This is a genomic window from Elusimicrobiota bacterium (assembly GCA_016180815.1).
Lineage (GTDB): Bacteria > Elusimicrobiota > Elusimicrobia > JACQPE01 > JACQPE01 > JACPAN01.
Genome location: JACPAN010000020.1, coordinates 1 through 24196, shown reverse-complemented (window position 1 = coordinate 24196; position 24196 = coordinate 1). Strand labels below are relative to the sequence as shown.

Below are 24196 nucleotides of genomic sequence, written 5' to 3'. Positions count from 1 at the left end.
CCTAAGTGTAGGGCTCCTCCTTCGGCGGCGCAAGGCCCAAGTCATCAGCAACAATCAATGGATAATGCCCACCTTTCTGATGATCGTCTGAGAGCCCTTGGAGGATTTCACTTCGATTTTGACGATATAACCGCCCTTGGAAACTTTTTCGCCGCCGTCCGTGTCCCCGAACCATTTGAGGAAATTGGGGCCGGAGCGGCCGCCGGCGGCATCACCCGGGTTGAAATGCCATTCCCGCACCTTATAGCCCAGGAGATCGTAAATCGTGATGGTGACGTCGGAATCCGCGCCCAGCATATAAGTGACGGTGGTGAATCCGCCTTGGCGGGTGTCCACCGGGTTGGGGTAATTGGACACGTTTTTGACCACTTCGCTGATCTGCCCCGATGAAGCGGCCGCAGATTCGCCCGACCAAGACGAGGCCACGCCCGCGGTGTTGTAAGCCCTGACGCGATAGGTGTAAAAGTGGCCGGATTCGCGCGGCGCGTCGGCCGCGGCATAGCCCAAAGTCTTTGAACTCGGATCCCCGACGGTTATGCGATTATTGATGGCGCCACCGGTGCGCCGCGCGGGGATCAAAGCGATGGTTTTCCAAACGGGATTAGTGTCCATGCGCTCCTGGATTTCGTAATAGAAGGCGCGGCTCTCGGGATCATCGCTGGCCTCCCACGATAAGGGGAATGAAGAAGCGCTTTGGCCTGAAGCCAATTCGGCTTTAGGAGATCCGGGAACAGTCGGCGCCGTGGGATCGGTTCTCAGCATCAACAACGGGCGCCCGGCTAAGGAAGGAATGAACGCGCCTCCCTGGGTGGACTCGGCGCGCACGGAATAAAGGAACGCTTGATCGCTGACTAATTCTCCCGGCAAATGATTCTGGGCAATGGAGCCGCCCACGCCGCGCGTTTTAACCGCGAATTGATCGTTGCCCAGTTTCTTGGATATTTCAATGATTTCGCTGCCGATATAAAGACGTCCGTTCTCCAAGAAACCGTCCGTGGACACCACGGTAATGGTGCTGGCTGATTGATTGATTTCCTCCAATAAACGAGTCACCTTGGGCACGGCCAAGGTAATGCCGGTCAAGGTTTTCTTATTGTCCGTCTGCGCCGAGTCCCACGTGCGCAACAAATTGGGATTCTTGTAATCCCGGCCCAAGGCCGCCTGGTACTGAGTCACATTGCTGACCTTCGGCCAAGACCCATACACCTCGGTTGTTTTCCCGGCCCAAGCGGTTTTGGCGAAGCCTTGATCGAGCATGGGCACTTTGGACCCGTCCAAGCGCCTTAAGAATATCTGCGGCGTGCCGCCCACGCTTTCCGCGGTATCGGGCACGCCGTCATCGTTGTAATCCACATCCAATAGGGTGTCGCCGTCAATATCCGTGTCCGGCAAGCCGTCGCCGTCTAAATCAAGTTCTTGCCTTTTACCGTCACGGTTGAAATCAAAGTTGTCGCCTTTGTTATCCGTGTCCAAATCAATCAAGGGTTCGCCGCCGTCAACAACGCGGCGGGATAAATCCGGCTCCGGAAATCCTTGGCTGTCGAGAATAACGGTCCCCGAAGAATCGAGTTTGGCGTAGGCCGGGTACCCATCCGACGCGATGAGAATAGCCGGGATCAGGTTGACGGGCGGGATCACTTCAGGGCTGATCAAGGTCAACCCTGAATTGTAAGGCAGTTTCTCGAACGGGTCTTCTACCACCGAAATATTGCCGGAACGGCCGGGCACCAAAAGATCGGCGATGGAATCGATCCGGACGCCGACCTGATGCCCTGATGCTTTGCAACTGCCCGGCGCGCCGCCGGCGGCCTGAGCGCCGATGGTAGGGCAGCCCGCGCTGTCAAAGGCCCCGATATCGCCGACCAAGAAAATCGTGCTGGCAATCGGCGTGACCCGCAGCCTGGGTTTGCCTTCAACATTGAAATCGATCACCGCCAAACCATTGGTGAAATCAGGATTGGCGGTGGTGCTGGAGGCATCGGCCCAATATTTGACCTTGCCGATCAATAAATCGCCGGATGTGGTGAAGGTTTGATTGCCGTCCGTGTCCAGATAAACCGCGATTTGAGAAAAATCGCCGCGGCCTTCGACTTGATCCAGGCCAGGGTTGACGCTTCTGCCGGGCTCATCCACGGTGCCTGTCTGATTGATGCGAATCGCGCCGATATCCATATAATTCTTGGACACGGAAAGGTTCAATTGCAGCAAAGGCACGGAGGTCAGGCCGGGTTTGGCTCCGGCCGGCGCCAAGGACAAGCCGGTAATTTTCATGCTCACGGCGTTGATGGTAACCTTGCCTGTTTCATAAGGATAAGAAACCGTGGCTCCTTGGCCCAAAGGCGCGGAACGGGTGATATTATTGTTGATCACCGCGTCCACGGTTTTTGGCTGGGCCAAATTGGGCTGGGCCAAACCGATGGAGGTCACGGCATTGATTTTGACGCCCAAACTGTCGCCGGTGTACGCGGCTTCGCCGATATCATAAGCCAGGAAATATACTTGCGGCACAGGGGACAGCAGTTGCGGGAATGTGAGCGTCACTTGCCGGACCCGGTCATTCTCATTTAATTGATCGAACGTGTCCACTTTTTCCACCGACGTGCCCGTGGAATGCGCAATGGACGGGGTATTGGCATCGCCTAAGCGCATGGCGCGCTCGATAATCCTCAGCGATCCGGTCGAAGCCCCGATATCGACAATAATGTCGGAATACTTCATCAACTCGGAATCGCTGACCATGACCAAGCCGCTGGTGGGCCAATTCTGCGTTGAAGAGACGGGCAGGTTAAAGGGCACGGCCGTGAACGAGGAAACGCTCGCCAAGCCGGTGGTTTTGCTTGAGGAAACCACGATATCGTTGGTATCCAGGACATCGTTGACGTTGATGTCTTTATAAATCTTGACAAAGCGCACATCGCGATTGGAGCCGAACGGCCTTAGGGGATCGGATGAGGAGCCGGTGCGCTCCACGACCAAGGTCTGCCAAGTGGCATTGGCGATATCCGTTTTCATGTTGAAGCGCAACACCGAGGCCATGGTTTGAGCCTGGAACACGCCTCCTAGGGCCAAGAGCTCGTTGGTTTGGTCAAAAACGCCCAACGTCACCTTGCTGGCCACGTCCTTGATGGTCATAAATCCGCTTTTCATAGGGAAGCTGCGATTGGGGGCGGCCTTGACCGCGTCGGGAATTTGGGCGCCCGCCATGGCGGCCGATGACAATTGAACGCCGATGCGATGCCCGGGCGAAGCGAATTCCGAAACATCGTAGGTGATGACCAGCTTCACCGGCGTCACCCCGACTACCAGCGGCGTTTTGAATTTGACCAAGGAACGGCCTTCGATAAACGTGTCGCCGCCCTGGGATAATAAATTGGGGAAAATACCTTGAGCGGTTTGCGTGGTGTCTTCGGCGTCGAAAGCGTCCGCGCCCACGTTCTGCCAAATCTTGACCGCGAACACATCCGAGCCCACGCCTCCGGCTTCGGAAAGCAGGTCCAGCGTCAACGAGTCCAGAATTACGGTATTGTGATTGGCGTTGACGGTCAGCCTCATCATGGGGACGTTTTTCTTGGTTTGCACTTCTTCCGCGGGATTCAACGCCGCATCATCGACGATTAATTCGTCCACGGTCGGGCGGATCACGTAATTGGGGGTAATCGGCCGGACAACGAGGGTTTCGCCGTGATCGCCGTCGAAAATCATGTCTTTTAATTCGGCGCCGATGACTTCGTTTTTATTGAGCGCGGAGTCGTGTGAAAATTGGGACGCGGGATCGATGGAAAGAACCATGAAATACGTGGATATATTGGTGCCGATCACGGTGAATGCCTGGCCGCCCTCGGATAAATTCACCGTCGCCTGGCCGGATAACAGCGTGCCGAATTCGGCCGTTCCCAGCACCGTGTCTGTAAACGGAGCGATGGTGCCGTCGGGATTTCTGTTTAAAACCCCGTCGCCGTTATCCTTGTAAATGGCAACCTCGGAAACATCCGAATCCGCGTCATTAGCGCCCGCGATATCCGTGCGCCCGATCACAGCCTGGCTCCACGGCACTTCAAAGCCCGAAGACACGGCCGTGAATTTCAGCACCGCCATTTTGGCGTCGCCTTGAGTCACGGCCGGAGCGACGCGCTCGCCGACCTCATGGTTGGACGCCGCCTTGCTGAATTGGCCCCGGATCACGCCGGAAAGCATGTTCGCGGCCAAGGAAACGCTCGAGTAATAAATCATTTCCGTGGTGTCGTCCTTGGAAATCGTGGCATAGCCGCAAGGCGCGAACCCTCGGGCGTCGCTGAGGCGCACAACCGAATCGGTTGGGTCGGTGATGGCCTGGGTCAATGTCGGCGCCTCGAACACGGCGCTGTAAGGTTCGACCACGGTGGTGGACGCATGGGTCACGCCCTCCGAACCGTAAAGTCCGCGCTCGACATTGTTGATCGTGGTGGGCGTAATCCCGGAATACGCGATGATTTCGCTTTCGATTTTTAAAATGCCGCAGCTCGGCAAATCATTGGTATTGGCCAGCGAAATCGTGTCATTGGAACCGCCGATGGCCGCGGTCAATTGTTTATTGGGATTGAACCGGGCTGAAGCCGAGGTAAACAGCGGCGCGGGGATCACGGTAACGTTTCTCGGAGAAGCCTTCAATTTATGAAGATTGCCGGTAAAAGGCTGCGTCGAAGCCAAAATATTAGGCTCCGAGATCAAATCCGTGGCCGGGTCATCAACGCCGTTGACATTTTGGGGATAGGAAGCCGCATCCAAGACAACGCCCACGGTCCGGGCCGCTTTAGTGGCCGGGTCCAGGGGCGCGGCATTATCCGAGATGTCATAGCTGATGAAATAAATGGCGGGGGACACGCTCAGGCGCTCGGCCGTGGTAAATCGAACCGGCGCTTCCAACTGCTGGCCGGCGGAGCCGAATGTTCCGGTGCCGATCATCACATCAACGGCCGCATCGAGCTGTCCAGGATTCCCGGCTGTGGTATTGTCGCGCCAAATTTTGACCATGGTCACTTCTTCGCTGAATACGCCGTTGGCCGAAGCCGTGCCCGTAGCCTTAACGATCAACCCGCGCCACAAGGCATCGGCTTTGTCCACCGAGATTTGGAGCACGCCCACCGGGTTGTTCAGGGTACCCTGCACCGGTTCGATGGTTAACGGCGTCCCCGTCGAAACAACGGTTATTTTGTCGGAGAACTCGCCAATCGTCGTCACATAAGAAACAGTTTTCCCGGCGCCGTCGGGCGGGGGCAATCCGATATTTAACGTGCCCATAAAATCCGGAGAAATCAATGAAAAGTAATTAGGGTCGCGCATTTCAGCGCCCAAGCGCGCTTGCGAATGCACATTGGCCAAATAATCCACGTCATAGACGATGAAATAATGCTTGTCAGCGGTGCCGATTTCCTCGCCGCCCAAGCCCTCGGTCACACCCTTAATCCTGACGCGGGCCTGGCCGGAAATGACCGTGCCCGTGGACCAGTTGGCGGGCGCGGTGGTGCCTTCCTGGGAGCGGGACACGCCGAAAAAGACATTATTGTTAAGGTCGACCCCTGTGTAAGTAACCACTTCCTTGGGACCGGTGCCCGTGTCGTCGCCGATGACCAGCCGGCCGGGCGCCTGCGGGAATATATCGTCCGATGGGAAAAAGCTCGTGATATTGTCCACGATAATCGAGGTATCCGCGGCAAACAGCGTGGTGCCGGCTATTTTGGCTTGCGGGAATTTATAAGTCTTGGCTGAATCCAGGATCAACTGGTCCGTGGTCGAGGAGAACAGCCCGTTATTGTCCTTGTCCCAGTAAATCTTGATTTTGGACACATCGTCGACTTTATTGGCCTTCAAACCGCCGATCGAAATCGCAGACCAACGGTCGATTTTCAAGCCCTGCCACACTGCGGTCCGCTGCTGGGTGCCGAACGTCAATTTCATCACCGGCACGTTCAAATCGCCTTGCGTGGCCGTCGACGGCACGACTTCCGTGGCGCCGCCGGGAATGACGTTGACGTCTCTGACGCGCAGCTCGTCCGTGGTGGGGACCGTAACCACCTCCGAGGACTCGATCGTGGCGTAAGGCGACATGCTGCCTTCCAAAGGCCGGATATCCGCAGGGCCGATGGTCAGGCCGTTGGAAAAATTGGGCAGGGCGGATTGATTGATCTCAAAAGAGATGAAGAAATAACGCGTATTCGTGTCGATCAAAGCGTTGGTTTGTTTATTGATGATATCCAAAATCGCTGAGCCGCCCGCAAAGGTGACGGGGCTTGAGAAACTGGTGATTTCCCGGTCGATGCCCTGGTCGAATTTTTTATTACCGGCTAACGGATTGCCCTGATTATCCTGGTCCAAGAACAGGCGCACGGAGGTGATGTGGGAATCCGCGCCGGAGCCGATTCTGGTAACCTTGATATTGTTGAGCAGCGCGGACAGTTCCTTGGTGAACATGCCGATTCTGACCATGCCCACTCTGGGCTCGCCTTGAGGCGCGGTCGAATGCCGGAGGGCGAAGGGATCGCCCGTGCCTTGATAAAAGCCCGCGATATTGTCGCTGGAATTGGTTTGGTCATAGGTGACGAAAATGACGGCCGGCGCGCGGTCGACCGTCGTGGTCGCGGTTCTGATGGTGAAATTATTGGCGGAAACGCCGGCCGCGGAATCCGTGGTTAAAATCACCGAGGACGGACTATCGATTTGAAGGCCCATGGTCACCGGCGTGACGGCCGTGGTGGAAATGCGCGCCGCCAAGAAAAATGTTTTGCCCACGGTGGTTAAATTGGCCGCGCTCGGCGCAATGATGTTGATATTGTTGAAGGTCCAAGCGCCTTCGGCGTCGGACCAAGTGCCTGAGGTGATGTAGGTATCCTCCGGGGTGCCGCCCAACGACGATTCCCCGCGGAAAATGCTGTTGCCGTCGTCGACGTAAAGCCCGAGCATGGTCACGTCCTGGGCCGAGATCGTGCCCACTTTCTTGACTTTAAGCGTTCGCCACACGGCGTTCAAGCTGGAACCGGCCGGCTGAACGGCCAGCGACATTCCCAGCATGGGAATCGGAAACGGCACGGATTCGATATTGCCGTCGCCTTGGAAAATTTTCGTGCGCCCCTGAATTTGGGAACCCAGGTAAGTCGAGTTCTGTTTGAATTCGTTGACCGTCTGGCTGTTGGGATCATCGGCCTCCGGCGTCCAGTCGGTGGGGACGACCACAATGCCCGCGGTAATCACATCCCCGGCTGACTTCGGCGCGGCGATATCGCGCAGCGCGTCGCTGGTGTAGCCGAAAATCTTATTGGGATCGGTGTCCGGCAAGGTAATGGTGGCGTAATCGCTGGCGAACACTTTCAAGTTCTCTTGAATATCATCCTTCACCTTCAACAAATTGTATTTGCCGCCGTCGCCGGGCACGAACGCGTAATAGGTGTTGTTGGAAGTGTTATCGACCAAGGTCACCGTGCTCGTGGTGCCGGAATGGGAAAACGTCACGCTTCCCGTGTAATATTGGCCGTTGGTGACGTCGCCCGCGGCGATATTGCCGAACACGTCGCGCACGCACAAACCGCAGTCGATGGAACCCGCCCCCTCCAAAAAGCCCCCCGGCGGGCCGACCTTCAACGGATTGGACAGGGTAAAGTTATGATGCAAAGTGAAGTGATGCGCCTTATTGGGCGTGATGTATTGATTCTGATCCGCGAACGGCAGTTGGGCATTGTCCCAACGGATGGCCCGGGTGCGCAATGTCGTGGTGCCGGACTGGGTGTCCCAGAGATAAACCGTGGCCTGGCTCTGGGCCGCGGGGATGACCACGGTTAAAATATTCTGCCCCACCCCGATTTGAGTCCAATCCGCGCTGTCTTGAACGGTTTTCGTGGGGTCAACCCCCGCGCGCAAATTCGACGAATTGGTCGAGAAGAAATCCACGTTGACCGCGCCCGTGCCCGAGGTGATATTGCCGAAGGCGTCTTTCAAAATCACGGTCACGGGCGCGGCAACGGAGGCGCGCGGGTCATCCGCGGGATTTCCGGGCGTCCCATTGTCGTTTAAGACCTGATATTGAGTCGTGGTGCCGGCCACCAAGCGCCTCGCCGGCGTCGTGTACACCAATTGAGTCGGCGGTCCGGGCGTCACGCTATAGGTTTGAACCGCGACCTGCCAACCCGAGCCCGCGGAATCCACGCTCAAGGTGGATACGCGCACGATTGTGTCATAGAGGTAGAGCGTCGTGCTCGATTGATTGGGCGCGATACGGGCCACGTCCGGGACGAATGTGTCCGGAACCGTCATCTGTTTGGGATTGGCGCCCGGCGTGGGCCAAGAAAAATAAACCGTTCCGGTGGAATTCGTCTTGGCGTCGATAATAATATCGCCGGCATTGGGATTCGGCGTGATGTTATTGTAAGCGTCGGTCAACCCCACGTCGAAACTCTGGCTGGTGGCGCCGGCTAACAACGTCCTGGTCGGATTCAATAAATTAATCTTCGTCGTGGGCGCCGAACGGATTTCCACGGATTGAGCGCCGGTGGTCCAGGTCGGCTGATCTGCGACGGAAACCCGAATTTCGGGCCGCGTCGTGGATGAGGCGCCGTAAGCAAACGACGCGTTGGTGTCCAAATAATAAAACGTGGCGTAATGTTCGGTGGCATTGAAGGTCAGCGTCGTCACGCTCTGGGCGAAGGCCGGGGCCTGAGCCGGAGGATACGATTCGCTGACCAAGGCCGAGGAACGCGAGAAGCTGTACGCATCCAGAGCGCCCGAAGGATTGCGCACGGAGGTCAGCTGAGCCACGACCGTATAAGTGGCGGGCGTTGGGTTTTCGAATGTGTCGCGCAACTCAACTTCGAGCACCTGAGCCGTATCCGTTTGAAAGTCCCTGGGCGTGCCGGCCTTGAGCGTGCGTTTGGCCGTGTCAAAAGCCAGCTTGGTGACGGGTTTGGGATTGACCACAAGCTGATGGCTCGCGGTTAAAATACCCGATTGCTTGGCCTCGATGGTCCAGAAGCCGCCGCGCCCGTCTTCGCCCGTCGGGGTGGCGCTCATTTTATCCCGGTAAATGAAATTGACCGTGGTTTGATAAAGAGGGATGGTGCGCGAGTTGATGAAATTATTATTGCCCTCGTCGCGGAAACCGTAATAATTGCCGGCCGGGTTGCCGGAGGTGGCTTTGGTGAAACCGTTGTTGGTGTGCACGGTGATTTCCGCGGCCGGGATATCCAGATTAACCGTGGTTATCCCGTTGGTCGTGGCATTGTCGAAATCATCACGGCGCTGCACCGTGTAATTGGCCGCCCCATCGACCTCGACGGCAGCCGAAGGCGTGGACGTAAAAATAAATTTGGTCGGGGTGCCGCCGATGGAAGAAAATTTACGGCTGATATTGGTTTCATTAGAAATATACGTGCTCAAATCGCTCGGCGCGGTCATGGTGCCCATCCATACGCGGGCCGCATCATTGACCTTGCGGTAGGAGAAATACCAAATGGGCGTAGAGACCCCGACTTGGCCCGTGGCATCCGTCACCGCGGTGGTCGACAGGCCCGCGTTCAAAAACGCGCCGCTTTGATCGAAGCGGATTTCGCCGCCGGTTGAACTCGTTTGGCTGGTGATCGCGACCAACTGGATGTAGATGGTCGTGCCCGCAAGAGTGGCGGCATTTAAGAACTGATCCACCATCTGACCCTTTAAATTGCCGCGCCCCAAGCTGCCCGGCGGACTGGTATTGTTGCCGGCGCCGATTTCAATGTCCAAGGTGTCCGGGGTATGCCCGTCGGGAGCCACGATCGTGGAGCCTGAAGCCGATTGCGTGGTCACCTGAACCGCGCTGGGCACCCCGGGGCTGACAGTGATGGCCGGCTGATTGGAATACGTGGCCAACTGGGTATGAACGGAGGAATCGCCTTGATCCTCGACTTTGACCCAGCGCGTCCCCGCTTTCTTCAACCGCACGAGATCGGCTACGTATTTTGAGCCGGCGTCCGAAGCCAAGAAGTTTAAATCGTCGCTGATTCCGGGCACGATTTCACCGCAGCAAGGAAATTCCGGATTCTGGATGGAATTGGTGAATGTCTCGGCCGTAATCGTGACCGTGCCCAGATAAATATTGGGGCCTGTGGAGGTTATGTTATGGAAACTGTCATGAGCCGTTATGCGCGCGGCCAAATTGGCGCCGGCGGTCATCGACGGGCTCCAAGCGGCCATGGCGCCGACTGTTCCGGTTGAGACGGGGTTGGTATCGGTATCAAAATGAAGGTGATGGATTTGACCCGAGTAAACTTTCCAAGCCGCGCTGACCGCCGAAGAAATGTTCACCGGCGTGACCGTCATCGTTGAACCGACCGTATAAGCCAGATCAGCCTTGCGCGGGGACATGGTAAAGAACGCCTGGCCGCCGGCCATCACCTGCGGCGTCAATGACTCCGTCAAATCAAGCGGATCATTCGGGGTTTCCAGCCTCACCGTCGGCTGGGAGCCGGCCTCGCGAACACGATTGTAATAGGCGTCCACCATATGGACGCGAACCTGAGTCGAAGCCCCGGCCGTAAAATTATTGGGCGCCCCTGTTTTTCCGGGCAATGAAGCCGCCTGACAAATGCCGCCCGTATCGCATTTTCCCTCCACCTCGAACTCGCCCGGCAGCAACACCATCAAACGCGCCGGGGCCGAAGACTCGACGAAAAAGTTGGTCGTTTGATTCGCTAGATTGGGCGTCAGGTTGCCGCCCGGGAAGGGCGCGCCGCCGGGATTATCCGCCACGCTGGCAAAAATCGTGTGATCGGCGCGCCGTGAAACCAAGGTTACGGTCACATTGCGCGTGCCGTCCGCGTTCAAGCTGATGGTGGCGGGCTGGACATCGTAAGGATCGGACGTTTCCAAATAAACGTCGGGGCAAGGCTCGCTACCCGGGCAAACCCAACCGCCGGCCGTATTATCCACGGTGTTGAAATATTGATCCACGGCGCGCGTTTTAACCGTAAAGGGTACGCCCGCAAACAGGCTGGGGCTGGCGAGCGTGGACGTGGAACCCACGATTTTGCCGCCCGCAGGATAATTGCCCCGGCCGGGATCCTCTGTTTCCCAAGGCATTAAAGCCTGCAAGCCCTGACGGGCGCCGGCATTAACCGTAAAATTAGAAGGATTGGTGCCGGACGCCAGCGAATCTGAGTTGAATCCTGGCAAAGTCGCCGGTGAAATCGCGGCTTCCAGGTACTGGGCCGTGGATTTTCTCAATTCCACGCTCGATACCGTGGCGAATCCCTGGCTGGCGTCAAGCGTTCCGGTGAACCCGGGGGAAGCGCCGTAAGGATCGTTCGGCGCCGTGACCGTGACCGGGTCGCCGTCCCTGACGCCTTTGACGATATTGAAGTTGACGTCCGTCAAATACACACGCACGCCAAACGACGCTCCTGCGGTTCTCGCGGGCGCGGCCCCGGAACGCGCGGTGGCGTAGTTTGTGGCGCCTTGATTCAAGGTTTGATTGGGGTAATGAATCAGGATGATCCGGTCCGCGGACCCGGCGTTGACGGTCAAGGAAGTAACTTTGACATAACTTTGAATCGGCGCAGGGCCGGTGTTCGCATCCTCGATGCCGGGGTTATTGTCCTCGTCCAAAATGCTGATCACGTGATCCGTGGCCGCGCGCTTCAAGTTCAACGCAAAATTCAGCGTCGTGGTCACGGTTTGGGTGGCGGGCTCCACGTCATTGGGATCGGAGGTTTGAATACGCACGCGGATGCCGTTGGAGTTTTCAACCAGATTCCAATAAGCGTCGGTCACGCGCGCCTCGACGTTAAAGGGAGTTCCGGCTGTTTTTGAGCCGGGATTGCCTGTTTTGCCGCTGGAGGAACCGGGGCCGGGCGTCTGCGCAAAATCCCTGGCTTCCAAACGGGAAGCCGGGCCGGGCTTAACCGTAAAATTCGACGAATAACAGTTTCCGGTGCAGGTTAAAGCCGGGGCGGAACCATCTAAATCTTCGGCCAAAACCCTGGCCGTGGTCAACAAGGAATCATCCGTGTTCCTGGCGCGCCTGGGGCAAATGCCGGAAACCGTCGCCGAGCCTCCCTGGACCGCAAAAGTGCCGGGATTGACGTCGAAGGCGTCATCCGGGGTGGTCATGGTGATGGTGGCGCCGCTGAACGCCGCAACCCAGTTGTAATAAGAATCGGTCACATAAAGACCGGCGGTATAACAATTGCCCACCGTGGAAATAAACACAGGAGCGGTGGCCGTGCTCTTGCCCACCGGAGCCGTCCCCTTACCGTTGGTTTGCGCCTCGTTAGGCAAAACCACGACCATGCTGGCCGGTTGATTGGCGATCACGGTAAAGGTCGAAGAATTGTGAGTGGCATAGCCGTTGGATGTGGATTCTTCTTCGGCGCGCAAATACTGACCCGTGGCCGCGGTGCGCAAAGACAAGGTGAATGTCGCCAACCCTTGAGTCAAACCCTGGGGATTGTTCGGCGAGGGTTCGCCGGCGCCCTCCTCGGTATCATAAGGATCGTTCGGGGAACGCAGACGCACAACAGCACCCGGATGAGATTTGACCCTGTTGTTGAAGATGTCGGTTAAATACACTTTGGTCTGAAAATCCCAATTGCCGTTGACATCGCCGCCGGTAACCGACGCCGTGGCGCTTTGGACGCCGTTTCCAACGGCGTCAAAATCCACGATTCCCGTCCGCCCGACGGTGCCGACGATAACCTGGCAAAGGCCGCTGATATCACATTTGCCCTGTTCAAGGCTTTCGCCGGGCAAAACGACCAAGAACTTCGCCGGCGTGCCGGGACCGACATAGACTTGAGTCGAAGCCGCGAGCAATTGCGTGGACACAGGCATGGTGTCGCGCGCCGTCAATGTCCACGTGGACTCGCTGATCATGGCCACCGTAAAACCCGTCGTGCCGGAAAGCAATTGAAGCGTGGATGGGTGAATGTCATAGGGATCGGCGGTTTCGACAAAAACCTGACGGGACTCGGCGTTGACCAAATTGAAAAAATTATCCACCGCGCGCACGATGACCGGGAACCCGCCGCCGGCCGTTTGAGTCGATACCGTACCCGAATAACCGGTCGGGCTGCCCTCATCAACAACGAGGTTGGGCGGCAACACTTGGAGTTTGACGGCCGATGACGGATCCACCTGGAAATAAGCCGAGGTGGTGGAGGGATTGCTCAAGGGATTGCCGTCCGCCTGCTCGTCAACCGAAAAACGCGCCCCGCCGCCGCCGGCCGTGCTTGTGGCCCGTTTTAAAATGAATTCGTAAGTGGTGGTGCCCGACTGGAGCGTGCGAGTCTGGAAATTTCCGCTTGAACCCAAACCGATGCCTTGGGCATAGGGGTCGTTGGGGGTCAAGCGTATGATGCTGGAGTCCACGCTGGCGATATTCCAGAAATCGTCGACCGCATTGACCACGACCTGGCTGGTGACGCCTGCGGTCCACGGCAGCGGCGAGCCGATTTTGCCGGTTGGACTATCCTCGTTCCACGTTTCACCGGGGAGCAGCACTTGAAGTTTCGTGGCGGCGCCGGCCGGCACCGAAATCGCCGGCGACGTGGCGATAAACAACACGTCCGTGATATCTCTGGCGGAAATTTTCCAGCCCGTGGACTTGGCCCGCTGGAACGTCCATTTGGTCGTCGTCGAACCGGTGAACGCGAAATTCTTGGGATCAGGGCCGTCCACCGGGTCTTGACTGGTCATCTCGAGATTAACCGCGTGGGTGGAGACTTTATTCCAATATTCATCAACCACGCGAACCGCCACATCAAACTCCACGCCCGCATTCTTGGTGGCGATGACATTCGGCGGCGAGCCCGGAGGATTCTGCGACTTGCCGCCCGCGGAAAGCCCGTTGCCTCCGCCGGAAAGCCCTGAATCGTAAGGAGGTTTGCCGGGCAAAATTGTCTCGTTTGAAGGAACAAGAATTTGGAGCTTGGCCGCGGATTTAAAAGCGACGCTCACCGAAGAGGACTCCACCTGAGTCAAGGCATTGGACGTGGACAAAACGACGACGCGCGAATCCTTGAATCCGCCTGTGGTCGTGGATTCCCCGACCCGGAAGGAGAGATCGAAATTGGTGGTGCCGGAAATAAGCTCGCGATTAACGGCCGTGGCCGTGGCAAAGGCGTCATCATAGGCCCACCCGGCCGGGTTAAAATCGATTTGGATGAAAGCCGACGTGGCGGCGTCGACGTTATAGGAATTATCCACCCCGTAAGCCGTGATCGTGTAGGTCGAGCCGGCCCTGAGTTGATCAGGCGGGTTGGAGGAATTTTTGCCGCCGGTGGCCACATTGCCCTCGTCTAAAACTTCGCCCGGCATCAGCACCATCAAGCGCGTCGCCGGCGCGCCGCTGACCGGCACGGCGGTAGAAATACCGTTGGCATAAAATGTGCCGCCGGAGGTCGATGCCGTGATCAACCAGCCGTCGGGCGAGGCCGCGGGCACGCCGTCGGATTTCCTGTTGCCCGTGCGAAGAACGGCATTGGAAAACGTGGCTGTGCCCGTGGTGGTCGCCAAGGGCGACAATGCCGCCATCTCGTCATGAGGATCGTTTGAAACGATTTTGATCGTAGCCGGAGCGTTGATTTTTCTGTTGTTGAATTGGTCGACGACTTTGACCGTCAAATTAAACGTGGCTCCGGCGATTTGCGTCGAGGCGCTCTGAATGAATCCGGACGTGGTTCCCGGTTCATGGACAACGCCCGGCGGCAGAACCAGAAGCTTCACCGGCGATCCGGCGCCGACGTTGATATTGCCCGAAACATAGGCCGTCATATCCGAGGCCGAAGCCGTGGCCGAGCGGATGGTCCAGGGGCCGCGCGGCGCATCCGGGTCATCCGTAGCCGACTGGAAAATCACGTCGAAGGTGGTGGTACCGCCGGAAAGATTGACGGTTGCGGGATGAACGTCATAGGGATCGGTTGTTTCCACGAAAACCGCGGTATCCGTGGATTTCGGGTTATAGAAACGGTCCACGGCGCGCACCGTCACCTGATAGATCGAAGCCGCGTTGGGGCTTTGCGGCGGATTTGCTTTGCCGCCGCCCGATTCATTGCCGGGGTCGTAATTTTCTCCGGGCATCACCACCAGCAGCCTTGCGGTGGTCGTGGCATTGGACACGACCGGGTTGACCGTGGACGAAGAAACCGTCGTCAGCGCGCTGCCGGACGCGGTCGAGGCGTAAATCTTCCATCCAACGGCATCGGCCTTTCGAAAATAGAAATTGTTGAACAGGCCTTCACCCGTGGATAAAACCTGATTGCCCGGAATAATGGCATAGGGATCATCCGCGGACAATTGCACCGTGGGCGCGGGCGATGGGCTGGGCACACGGTTGAAGAATTGGTCGACAAGCCGAACCGTGACGGTGAAAGAAGAACCGACCGTTTGCGGATCCTGCGGGCCTGTTTTGCCGCCTGAACCCACATCACCGGGAACAAAGGATTCCCCGGGCACCCGGGCCAATAACGCCACCGGCGCCGAAGAATTGACCGGGATATGACTGGAGGAACCGTAGGTGATGCTGTAAGTCACGCAATCAGCCTGATTAGCGCAACGGGCAATGGCCCGGTTTGGACTCGGCGCGGTTTCAGTCGAGGTTTTCGGGGTGATATTAAATACGCTTAAGCCTTGGGAGAGGGTTTGGGGTCCGTAAGAAGCGGTGTCATAGAGATCATCCGTAATCACCGTGACGCTGGCATTGGTCGATACCCTATTGTAATAGCGGTCCGTGGCCCTCACCTCGATCGGGAACGTGTTGCCGGCGACCCGGGTCGACGGATTCCCTGTTTTTCCGCCGGTTCCGTCAAAAGGCGTTTTGGCGGCTTGATAGGTTTCCCCGGGCAGAACAACATGGAATCTGAAAAAGTCCGAGGCATTGACGGTCAACACCGGGGTCGTTCCGCCCACAAAATCATAGCCGCCCACGTTGTCGACGGACAATCGCACCGTGTCCGTCGCAAAATAAAGAGTGAAGTCCTGAACGCCCAAGCCGTTGGTCAACGCGATATTGGCCGGATCGGATTCCTGAGCCGCGCCCGCGCCTTCCAAAACCTCGAAACGAACGGTCGGCGCCGAATTAGCCCCGGACGTCAAGGTGTTGTAGCTGGGGTCCACGGCGCGGATCGTCGCCTGGAATTGCGTGCCCGCGCGCTGCGCGCCCGGGGAACCGACCAAACCCACGCCTTCGGTGAATGTTTGCGGCGTGATTTGCATCAGAAGGCTGCAGGAACCGGTTACGCAATTTAAATCAGGATCCACGGCCAACTTGGGCGATGTGTTGGTGACGCAAGTCGGGCAAGTGGTTCCCGATTCTTTTTGCGCGCTTAGCGTCCAACCTCCGGATGGCGGGGTCCCGGAAGAAGTCATAAAATTCCAATGGAACGACGAGGGGTTGGTATTTGAATCAAAAGTGCTTTGGCCGTTGGTGATTTTAATGCTTGCGCCTACTTTGGGATCATCCGAGGTGTCGTTAGGATCAGTGGAGGTAATGCGCAGCATCAAATCCCCCGCATCCGCGGCCTTGGGATTGAAGAAAGTATCGGTCAGCCGGACTTTATAACGGACGTCCTTACTGGTGATGAAATTCTGGTCCCCATCGCCGTTGCCGGTGGTGCAGCCGTCCGTGCCGTCGTCCGGGATGCCGTTTTCATCGGGGGCACCCACCTTGCCCGCGCCCGAACCCGGCGCCAAACATTCGCCCGGCAGCAACAGCACGAGTTTTTTGGGCGTTGATTCGGGATTGATCGAGACGTCTCCCGAACGATACCCCGCGATGTCGCCGCCCGTATGGCTCGGCGTCACGAAGCGCCCGGAATCCGCGACTTTGAAAATGACGTTATACATGGTTGCGCCGTTTTCCAGCGCTTGAACGGGAAAATCTTCAATTACTTCATTGACCACGGAGGGCGCATCGCTGGGAGTCAAATCAACGGATGGGTTGGTTGAAACGATGTTGTAATAACTGTCCGTGGCCAACACTTCGATTTGATAAGAAACGCCGGCGAATTTGGCACCGATGGTGTCCGCCTGGTTCTTGCCGCAGCGATTCACATTAAAAAGACAATTAAAGCCGTTCGCTCCCAAGGGGTTCGACGGGTCATCGGGTTGTCCGGGCTTGTGCCCCTGCTCAGCAAAACGGGCGATCAATTTAGCGAAGGCCGCGGCCCCGACCGTAAACGGCGAGCTTTCCGGATCGCTGCTGTAAGCGCCGGGCAGCGGCACCAAGGTCGAGGGATCGACCAAGGTAGCCTTTAATTCGGCGCCGGACCTGGCGTTGAAAATAATGGGGCCGTCCACGTCCGGATTCCAAACCGCCTGGCCCGAAGCGATCGCTTTGGTGGCTGCGGCCACGTCAAAATCCGTGCCGTCCGCAGATTCCACCAGAACGGCTGATGTGCTCACATTAACTTTGTTGAAATCATTGTCGACCACATACACTTTAAGCCCCATGCGCGTGCCGGCGGTCACCGCCGGCGGGGTTCCGGAAACACCTGAGCCTTGTTCTAATTTTTCGCCGCAGCCGGAGCCGCAATCCATGACAATGTGCAGCTTGGTCGCGTTGCCCGGATCGACGAGCACGCCGGCGGCCGCCGCCGTGCTCAATTGCGGATTGATGCCGCTGATGTCCTGGGCCTCAATTTTCAACGAGGTCGTGGACTGCTTGGGCGTCACCGTGATATCCAAGGAAGCGGGCACGCCGCGGCTGCCTAAAGGAATGGACGACCAGGAAGAGCCGTCGTTCTCCGTGTCGTGCGGATCAGTGGTGATAATTCTGATATTGCGGCTGTCTTCTTCGCCCGGATAATTCCTTCGGTTGAAAAATTCATCCGTGCCGTTGATCCTGACCGTGAATCCACCGCCCGCCGTCTTATTGCCGCCGGCATTAACGTCACAGCCCGGCTCAAAACCCGTGCCCGTGCCCGGCCGTTCCAATTGATCGATGGTACCGGCCGATGGGCAGCTCACCGTGCCCGGCCGAACGACGACTTGAAGCCTATTGGCGGCGCCGGGTTTGGCGGCGGGGCGACGGATATCCTGGACGCAAGCCACGCCGGCGCAGCTTGTGCCGATTTCCGAGGCGGTTACGGTTCTTGACGAACCCATGGAGCCGCCTCCCTGCCAACCGGAAGCCAGGAAACGGATGGAAAAACTGTTAGTTCCGTTGACCAAGGCTTTATTGGCGAATTCGCCATTATCATCGTCTTCCGAGGTATTGGCTCCGGCGAACTCCACATTAACCGTGGGGTTGCATGAGGTCACGCGGTTGAAGAAACGGTCCACGCAATTGATGGTTGCTTGAACGGTTGTGCCTGCGGTCATGAGAGAGGGGCTATTGTCTTTGCCGCCGGTGCTCGGATTTTCATCATAAGGCGGCTTGCCGGGCTTGACCGTTTCTCCGGGCATTAAAATTTGAAGCTTTTTGGCGGCCGCAGGATTGACCGTGACATAGGTCGAGCCCGTGATGCTGAAATCATAATCCTGGTAACCGGCGGCCCCATCCGTCACCGTCAAATACTGCGTTGAAGCGATAAACAAGGTCACATCGTAGGTCGTCGTCCCGTTGGTAAGCGTATTGGTCGCAGGCTCGGTGTCATAGATATCATCCCTCGTCTCAATCCAAACGCTCGGGTAAGAGCCCAAGTCCGCCGGATCATAAGGGTTGAAAAACTCATCAGCCGCGAAAACCGTGACCGTTCGCGTGGAACCCGCGGTCCAGGCCGTGGGCGCATCGCTTGTTTTGCCTGAATTGCTCCCCGGGCTTGGATTCTCACCGGGCATCAGCATTAAAATCTTCTTTGTCGCGCTGCTGGGATTAGCCCTGACCGTTATGCCGGGCGTCGTGTTATAAGCCCCCGCCGTGCCTGCGCCGGTAGCGGAAACAGTGCGCGCCGCAGGCGGCGGACTGGGCTGCGAGACTGAACCGCCCTTGCTTTCCAATGTGATGGAATAAGTCCGGTCGCCGTTGGTAATCGTGGTATTGCCGGTATCCGTATCATTGGGATCAGAACTCGTCAAATTAACCACGGGCTCGGAGGAAGCTTTGTTGAAAAAAGCGTCCGTAGCGATCACTCGGACATTAAATCCCACCCCGGCTGTTTTGGCGGAGACTGATTCCGTGCGGCCGTTAGCCGTCGTACACTTGGTGTTGACCGTAACGCAACCCGGACGGTATGTCATGTCCGGAACAACAAGGACCAAAATCTTGTTGGCCGTACCCGAGGTGACCATAATGGGCAGGTCACTCTCAAAGGCGCCGGCGTCTGAGTTAATGGTGGAGGTCTGCGTGTCCTCAACGCGGATATTGCGTGTGCCGGCCATCGTCAATCGCAAACCCGTAATGCCCGATTTAACGCCGTTGTCGCTGGCGTCAAAAGTAACATTGGCCGGCAAATCCCCGCCTGAGACCTCCGGGCTGTTGGGGTCATTAGTTTCAAAACGAATTTGTCCGGTATAAGCCGCGGCGATCGCGTGTAACGAGTCATGGGCGCGCACTTCAACAGTCTGCGCTGTTCCGGCCGTATAAGGGCCCGTGTCGGTTTTGATCACAAAGTGATCCGCGTTGGCGGCCACGCGCATGCGCAAGCCCGTGGAAGCCGGGGTTTCCTGGTTAACGGCCCTGTCCGTGGCGCGGGTTTTCAAGCGATACCATTTGCCGCGCACCCAGCAGGTGTTGTTTAAGCGTTCCGTGTCATTGTCGCAAACCGTACCGGAGAACGTCCACTCCTGGGTGCCGCTGTTGTAAGTCGTCACCTGATTCCACTTTTCACCGCCCCCGGTCAGCGTCCAAGTGGTGGCGGCTTGATCCCAATAATAATCCCCGGCGTCCGCAGTGCCGTTGTCATCCTCATCTCTTAAAATCAAAACTTCAATGGCTGCGGCGCCAGTCAAGCCCGAGGCGTTGGTCGCGCCGCCGTCGGGATCAGGCGTGGGTTCGGGATCGCTGGCTTGGCCGGCCATGACGAAATTGTCGAATTTCGTCAAATCCGGATTGTCCGGATCGGTTAGGCTGGTCGTGGGTTTGGTGTCGTCCACCAAAAACCCGGCGACGGAAACGGTGTTCGTGCTCTGGGCGTTATTGGCCCGGTCGCGGGCGATGACCCTGATATTGTAGTGATACCCGTTTTTGAATTTCTGGTCAGGATTTAGAATCGTGTAGCTCCACTCGAGGTTGTTCCCGAAATACGTGTACGTATCCACGCCCACTAAAACCTGGCTAGCCGAGGTAAAGGTCGAACCGCTGAACCAATTATTCGACTCCGTTTCCAAAATCGAAAATTGCACGCCCCAGGTCGTGGGGTTGGGTCCGGCAGGATCGGTTTCATCCACGCCGGCCGTGGCGTCGGAAGCCGTGCCCTTGATCGAGCCCAAATTCGCCGCTTTCCAGTAACTTGCGGCCAGCGGCCTGGTGGACGCCGAGGTCGGCAGCGCGGCGTCGAAAATAAACGTCCTGGTGGCGAAAACGTTCTCATAATTGGCCGGTGTGGCCGTGTCGCGGGCTTTGATATTGATCTTATACGTGTTGCCGCTGGTCCAAGCCGTATTATTGCTGATCGTGGCATGGCCGTATTGCCAGGCGTAACTTGAGGTGAAGACCGCGACGGAACTCACCGGCACGTCGATGAATCCGCCGCCGGGGCAGCCTCCCGACCAGCCGCCCAAACCGTCGAAACAGGAATTCGCCGTCAAATCAAAAATGCGAATTTTAAAGAAATCGCCCTCGGTAGTCGCCAAGCCGTTGGCTTCGGTGCCCGTGCCGCGCAAAATCGTATAGGAAGCCACGGTGGAGCCTTCCACGACGTTGGTCGTCACGGACACCGGCGGCGTGGTGTCGAAACGGAACGTGGTGGTGGTATAAGTTGCCGAATAATTGCCGGCATCGTCGCGCGCCCGGGCGTTGATTTCCCAAGCATTGTTGCTTAACTCCGCCCAAGCCGGCAAATACCCCGTGGACCAATTCAACAAAGCGCCTGAGTTGATGGTACCGCTGGCTACATGCCAGGTATTTGGCCCGCCGGTGAAATCGCCGCCCGAGACCCAATAATTGGCGCCGGGACGTTTGATGCGGTATTGCACCTGGCTGATATTTTTCGTGTCCTGGGCCGTGCCGCCGATTTCAGGGATCGAGCTGTAAACTTTTTCCGAGGCCGACGTCGGCGTCGTGATATTGATGTTCGGGCCGGCGGCATCCCAGGTGAAGGTGATGGGGTTGGCCAATGCCGTCTGCGTGTTGCGCGCCACGTCAAAACCGCGGGCATAAACCGTGTACACGCCGCCCTGATACAGCTTGTTGGCGGGCGGCAAATTGCTGGATTTTGTCCAATCCGTGCCGTTCCATGTTGCCGGCAGCCAATCCTGCTCCTGAGCAGGAGCGGCATGAGACGCTGACCAGGTATTGTCCGTTTGCCACCATTTATCCGCAATGCCGTTCTCATCCGGCCCGAAAATCGCGATTTGCGCGCCGCCGCCGCCCGCGATGCCGGACTCAAACGGCCCAAAATCGGAGGCCGTGCCCGTGATTTGCGTCAACGTGGACAAGAAAGACCCGCTGACCGGCGAGCGCACGGTGGAGGTCGGGGCCGTGATATCGTAGGTCATCAAGATGAACGACGTTTGATTCCGTTTGCCCTCTTGATCGATGACTCGGGCTTTGACTTCGTACTTATAATGATCCTGCAAAGCCACCATGGGATAAGTCCATGTATAGTTGGGAGCGCTGCCTGAAAGCGTGGCCGGGTACCACGCGGACAGCGGGCAGCCTTCCACGCCCATGCCGTCGTCGGCGACGCTCGCCACGTTGAACGTGGAAGCGCCGACGCTCCAGCAATATTTCCCGGGGTTGACATCCACGTGTTCACGAATGGAAATGGAGGCGGTAACGACCTGAAATGCATCCGAAGCTGTTCCCGAAATATTGGCGATGACCCCTGATTTATACTTGCCGTCATTAACAGGCAGCGTCACCCCCACGCCCGGCACTCCGGAAACGTCATAGGTGAAATCCCTGGTGATAATCGAAGCCGTATTTCCCGCTACATCTTTCACCCGTATTTTGACCCGGTACGATTGCCCGCTGGTCCAGGTCGGTGTCGAGGTGAATGTCCAATCCACGCGGCAAGTCGGGCAACCCGCTTCCGCCGAGGTCGAAGCCGCAATCCAGCAGCCGCCCACATCATCCGGATCGCAGTTGCCGTCGGTCACATCGAAAGCGCCGGCGCCGTTCCACCAACCGTCAGGTCCCGTAGCCGGATTCCTGATCGCCACCTCCACGCTGTACACCTTTGAACGGCGGGCATTATTGCCGTCGGAGGCCGTGCCGGTGATGTTCCCGGGGAATGTTCCAGCGTCCTCGAAGGTTGAATTGGGTTCGGCCAAATCGGCCGTAGGCAAAGAAGAATCGTAGGTGAAATAACGCGTGGTTTGTTGGGCCAAATTGGCATTAGGCGCGGTTTTATCCTGGGCCCGAACATGCAGGTCATAACGGAAATTGTCGCACCAATCCCCGCCGCAGGAGGTGGCTTTGCCGAAAGACCAATTGACGGAACCCGCGTTCCAGCCTGAAGAGGAAATCCAGGTTGACGCGCAATCGCCCGATGTCTGGGTCCAGCTCGATCCGGTCCAACAGAAACTGTCCTCGGAACGCTGGATGCGCAATTGTACTTCACCGACTTTGGCATAGGCGTGTGACGGTTGTTCGTTGGCCGTGCCTAAAATATTGTTCAAGAAGACGGCGGGCGAATAATATTTATTGTCTTGATCAGGCGTTGCCACCGCAGACGCAGGTGCCTGAGTGTCGTAAATCCATCGGGATTGATAAGCCGTGTTTTCCGTGTTGCCGGCCATGTCCTTGGCGCGCACGTCGATGGTCACGGTAGTTCCGGGAACGCCCCAGGCGCCGGGCAAATTGGTATAGCCCCAGGTGGAGGAAAGAACGCCGGTTGACGCGGCTTGCTGGAATACCTCGGAGCTGGTGGCGATCCATTGCGAGCCGGTCCAATAAGAGGATGGTCCGGTTCCGGTCATGGTGCTGATGCGCAGGACGGCCTCAAAAACTCCTGAAAAATCATCCGTGATGGTGCCGGAGGTTAAGGTCAAGGCATTGCGTTGGCTACCGTTCGCCGGGAAACCGACGGTGGCCGTCCCCGAAGCATTGTCAATGTAGAAAATACCCGAGGAAACGCCGACGCCGAAAACAGCCTGGACATTGCCCGGCGCAGGCAAAGTATTGTCGATGGCGCGCGTCTGAAAAAGGTAGCGCACGCCGGTCGGCGCATCAGCGCCCGTAGGCACCGAGGCATAGCTCCAGGTGCCTGAAGAACCGCCCACGAAGCTGGCGCTTCTCCACAGAGGATGGCAACCGGGTGTCGAATCCCAAGCCGCGTTGTTCCAGCAATTTAAGTTATCCTGGCGCTGGATCGCGACTTGAACGTTGGTCGAATAAATAATCCCGGCATCCGTCGAGGCCAAACCGTCCGAAGCCGTGCCTTGAAGGGACGGGAAATAGCGCCAGCCGGAACCGGCGGTCGGCTGAGTCAGTTCGGCGGTCGGCGACGACCGGTCCATGGTGAAAATGGGACCCGCGTTAAAGGCTTCCTGATTGCCGGCGCGGTCGATGGCCCGGACGCTGACGCGGTATTTTCTGGCGGAATCCCAATTGGGCACGGAGGAATACGACCAGGAACCCGATATGGCCGGGGTAAAGTTGACCGCAACCCAAGAGGAGGAGCCCAGAAAACTCGACCCCCCCCAAAAGGTATCCCCCCCGTCTTCAATCAAATTGGCGCCGAAATCTCGGATTTCGATTTCCACTAAATCAACGAAGGAAACATTGCCGGTATCCGCGAACGTGCCGTTGATGGAATCCGCAAATCGATAAAAGCTGCCGCTTGAAATCGAAGTCACCAGAGAAGTAGGGGGGTTATTGTCGAAGGTAAACGACAAGGAGGACACCCCCACCGCGAAGTCCGCCGCCTGTTGGAAGTTATTGGCATTATCCGAAGACCGCGCGATGATGTAGTAGCGGAATCCCGTCTCCCAATTGACGCCCGCAACCGTCCAATTGTCCACCGAGGAGCCCGCCGGGAAGTAATTGGGACAAGCCGCCGTAAAATTCGACGCCGACGGGTTGTAGCACAACGAGCCGGTCAACGCCGAATTCTTCCCGATCGACACCGTCACCGTGGCCACGCCCACGCCCGAGTCATTG

The 24196-nt window shown here is 57.5% G+C and carries 1 protein-coding gene; it reads right to left on the bottom strand.

The annotated features are described in order from the left end of the window. Positions 1-54: 54 nt before the first annotated feature. Positions 55-24196, bottom strand: a 24142-nt coding sequence (locus HYT79_10390; GenBank protein MBI2070992.1) for a hypothetical protein, incomplete at its 5' end; no start/stop codon positions are given.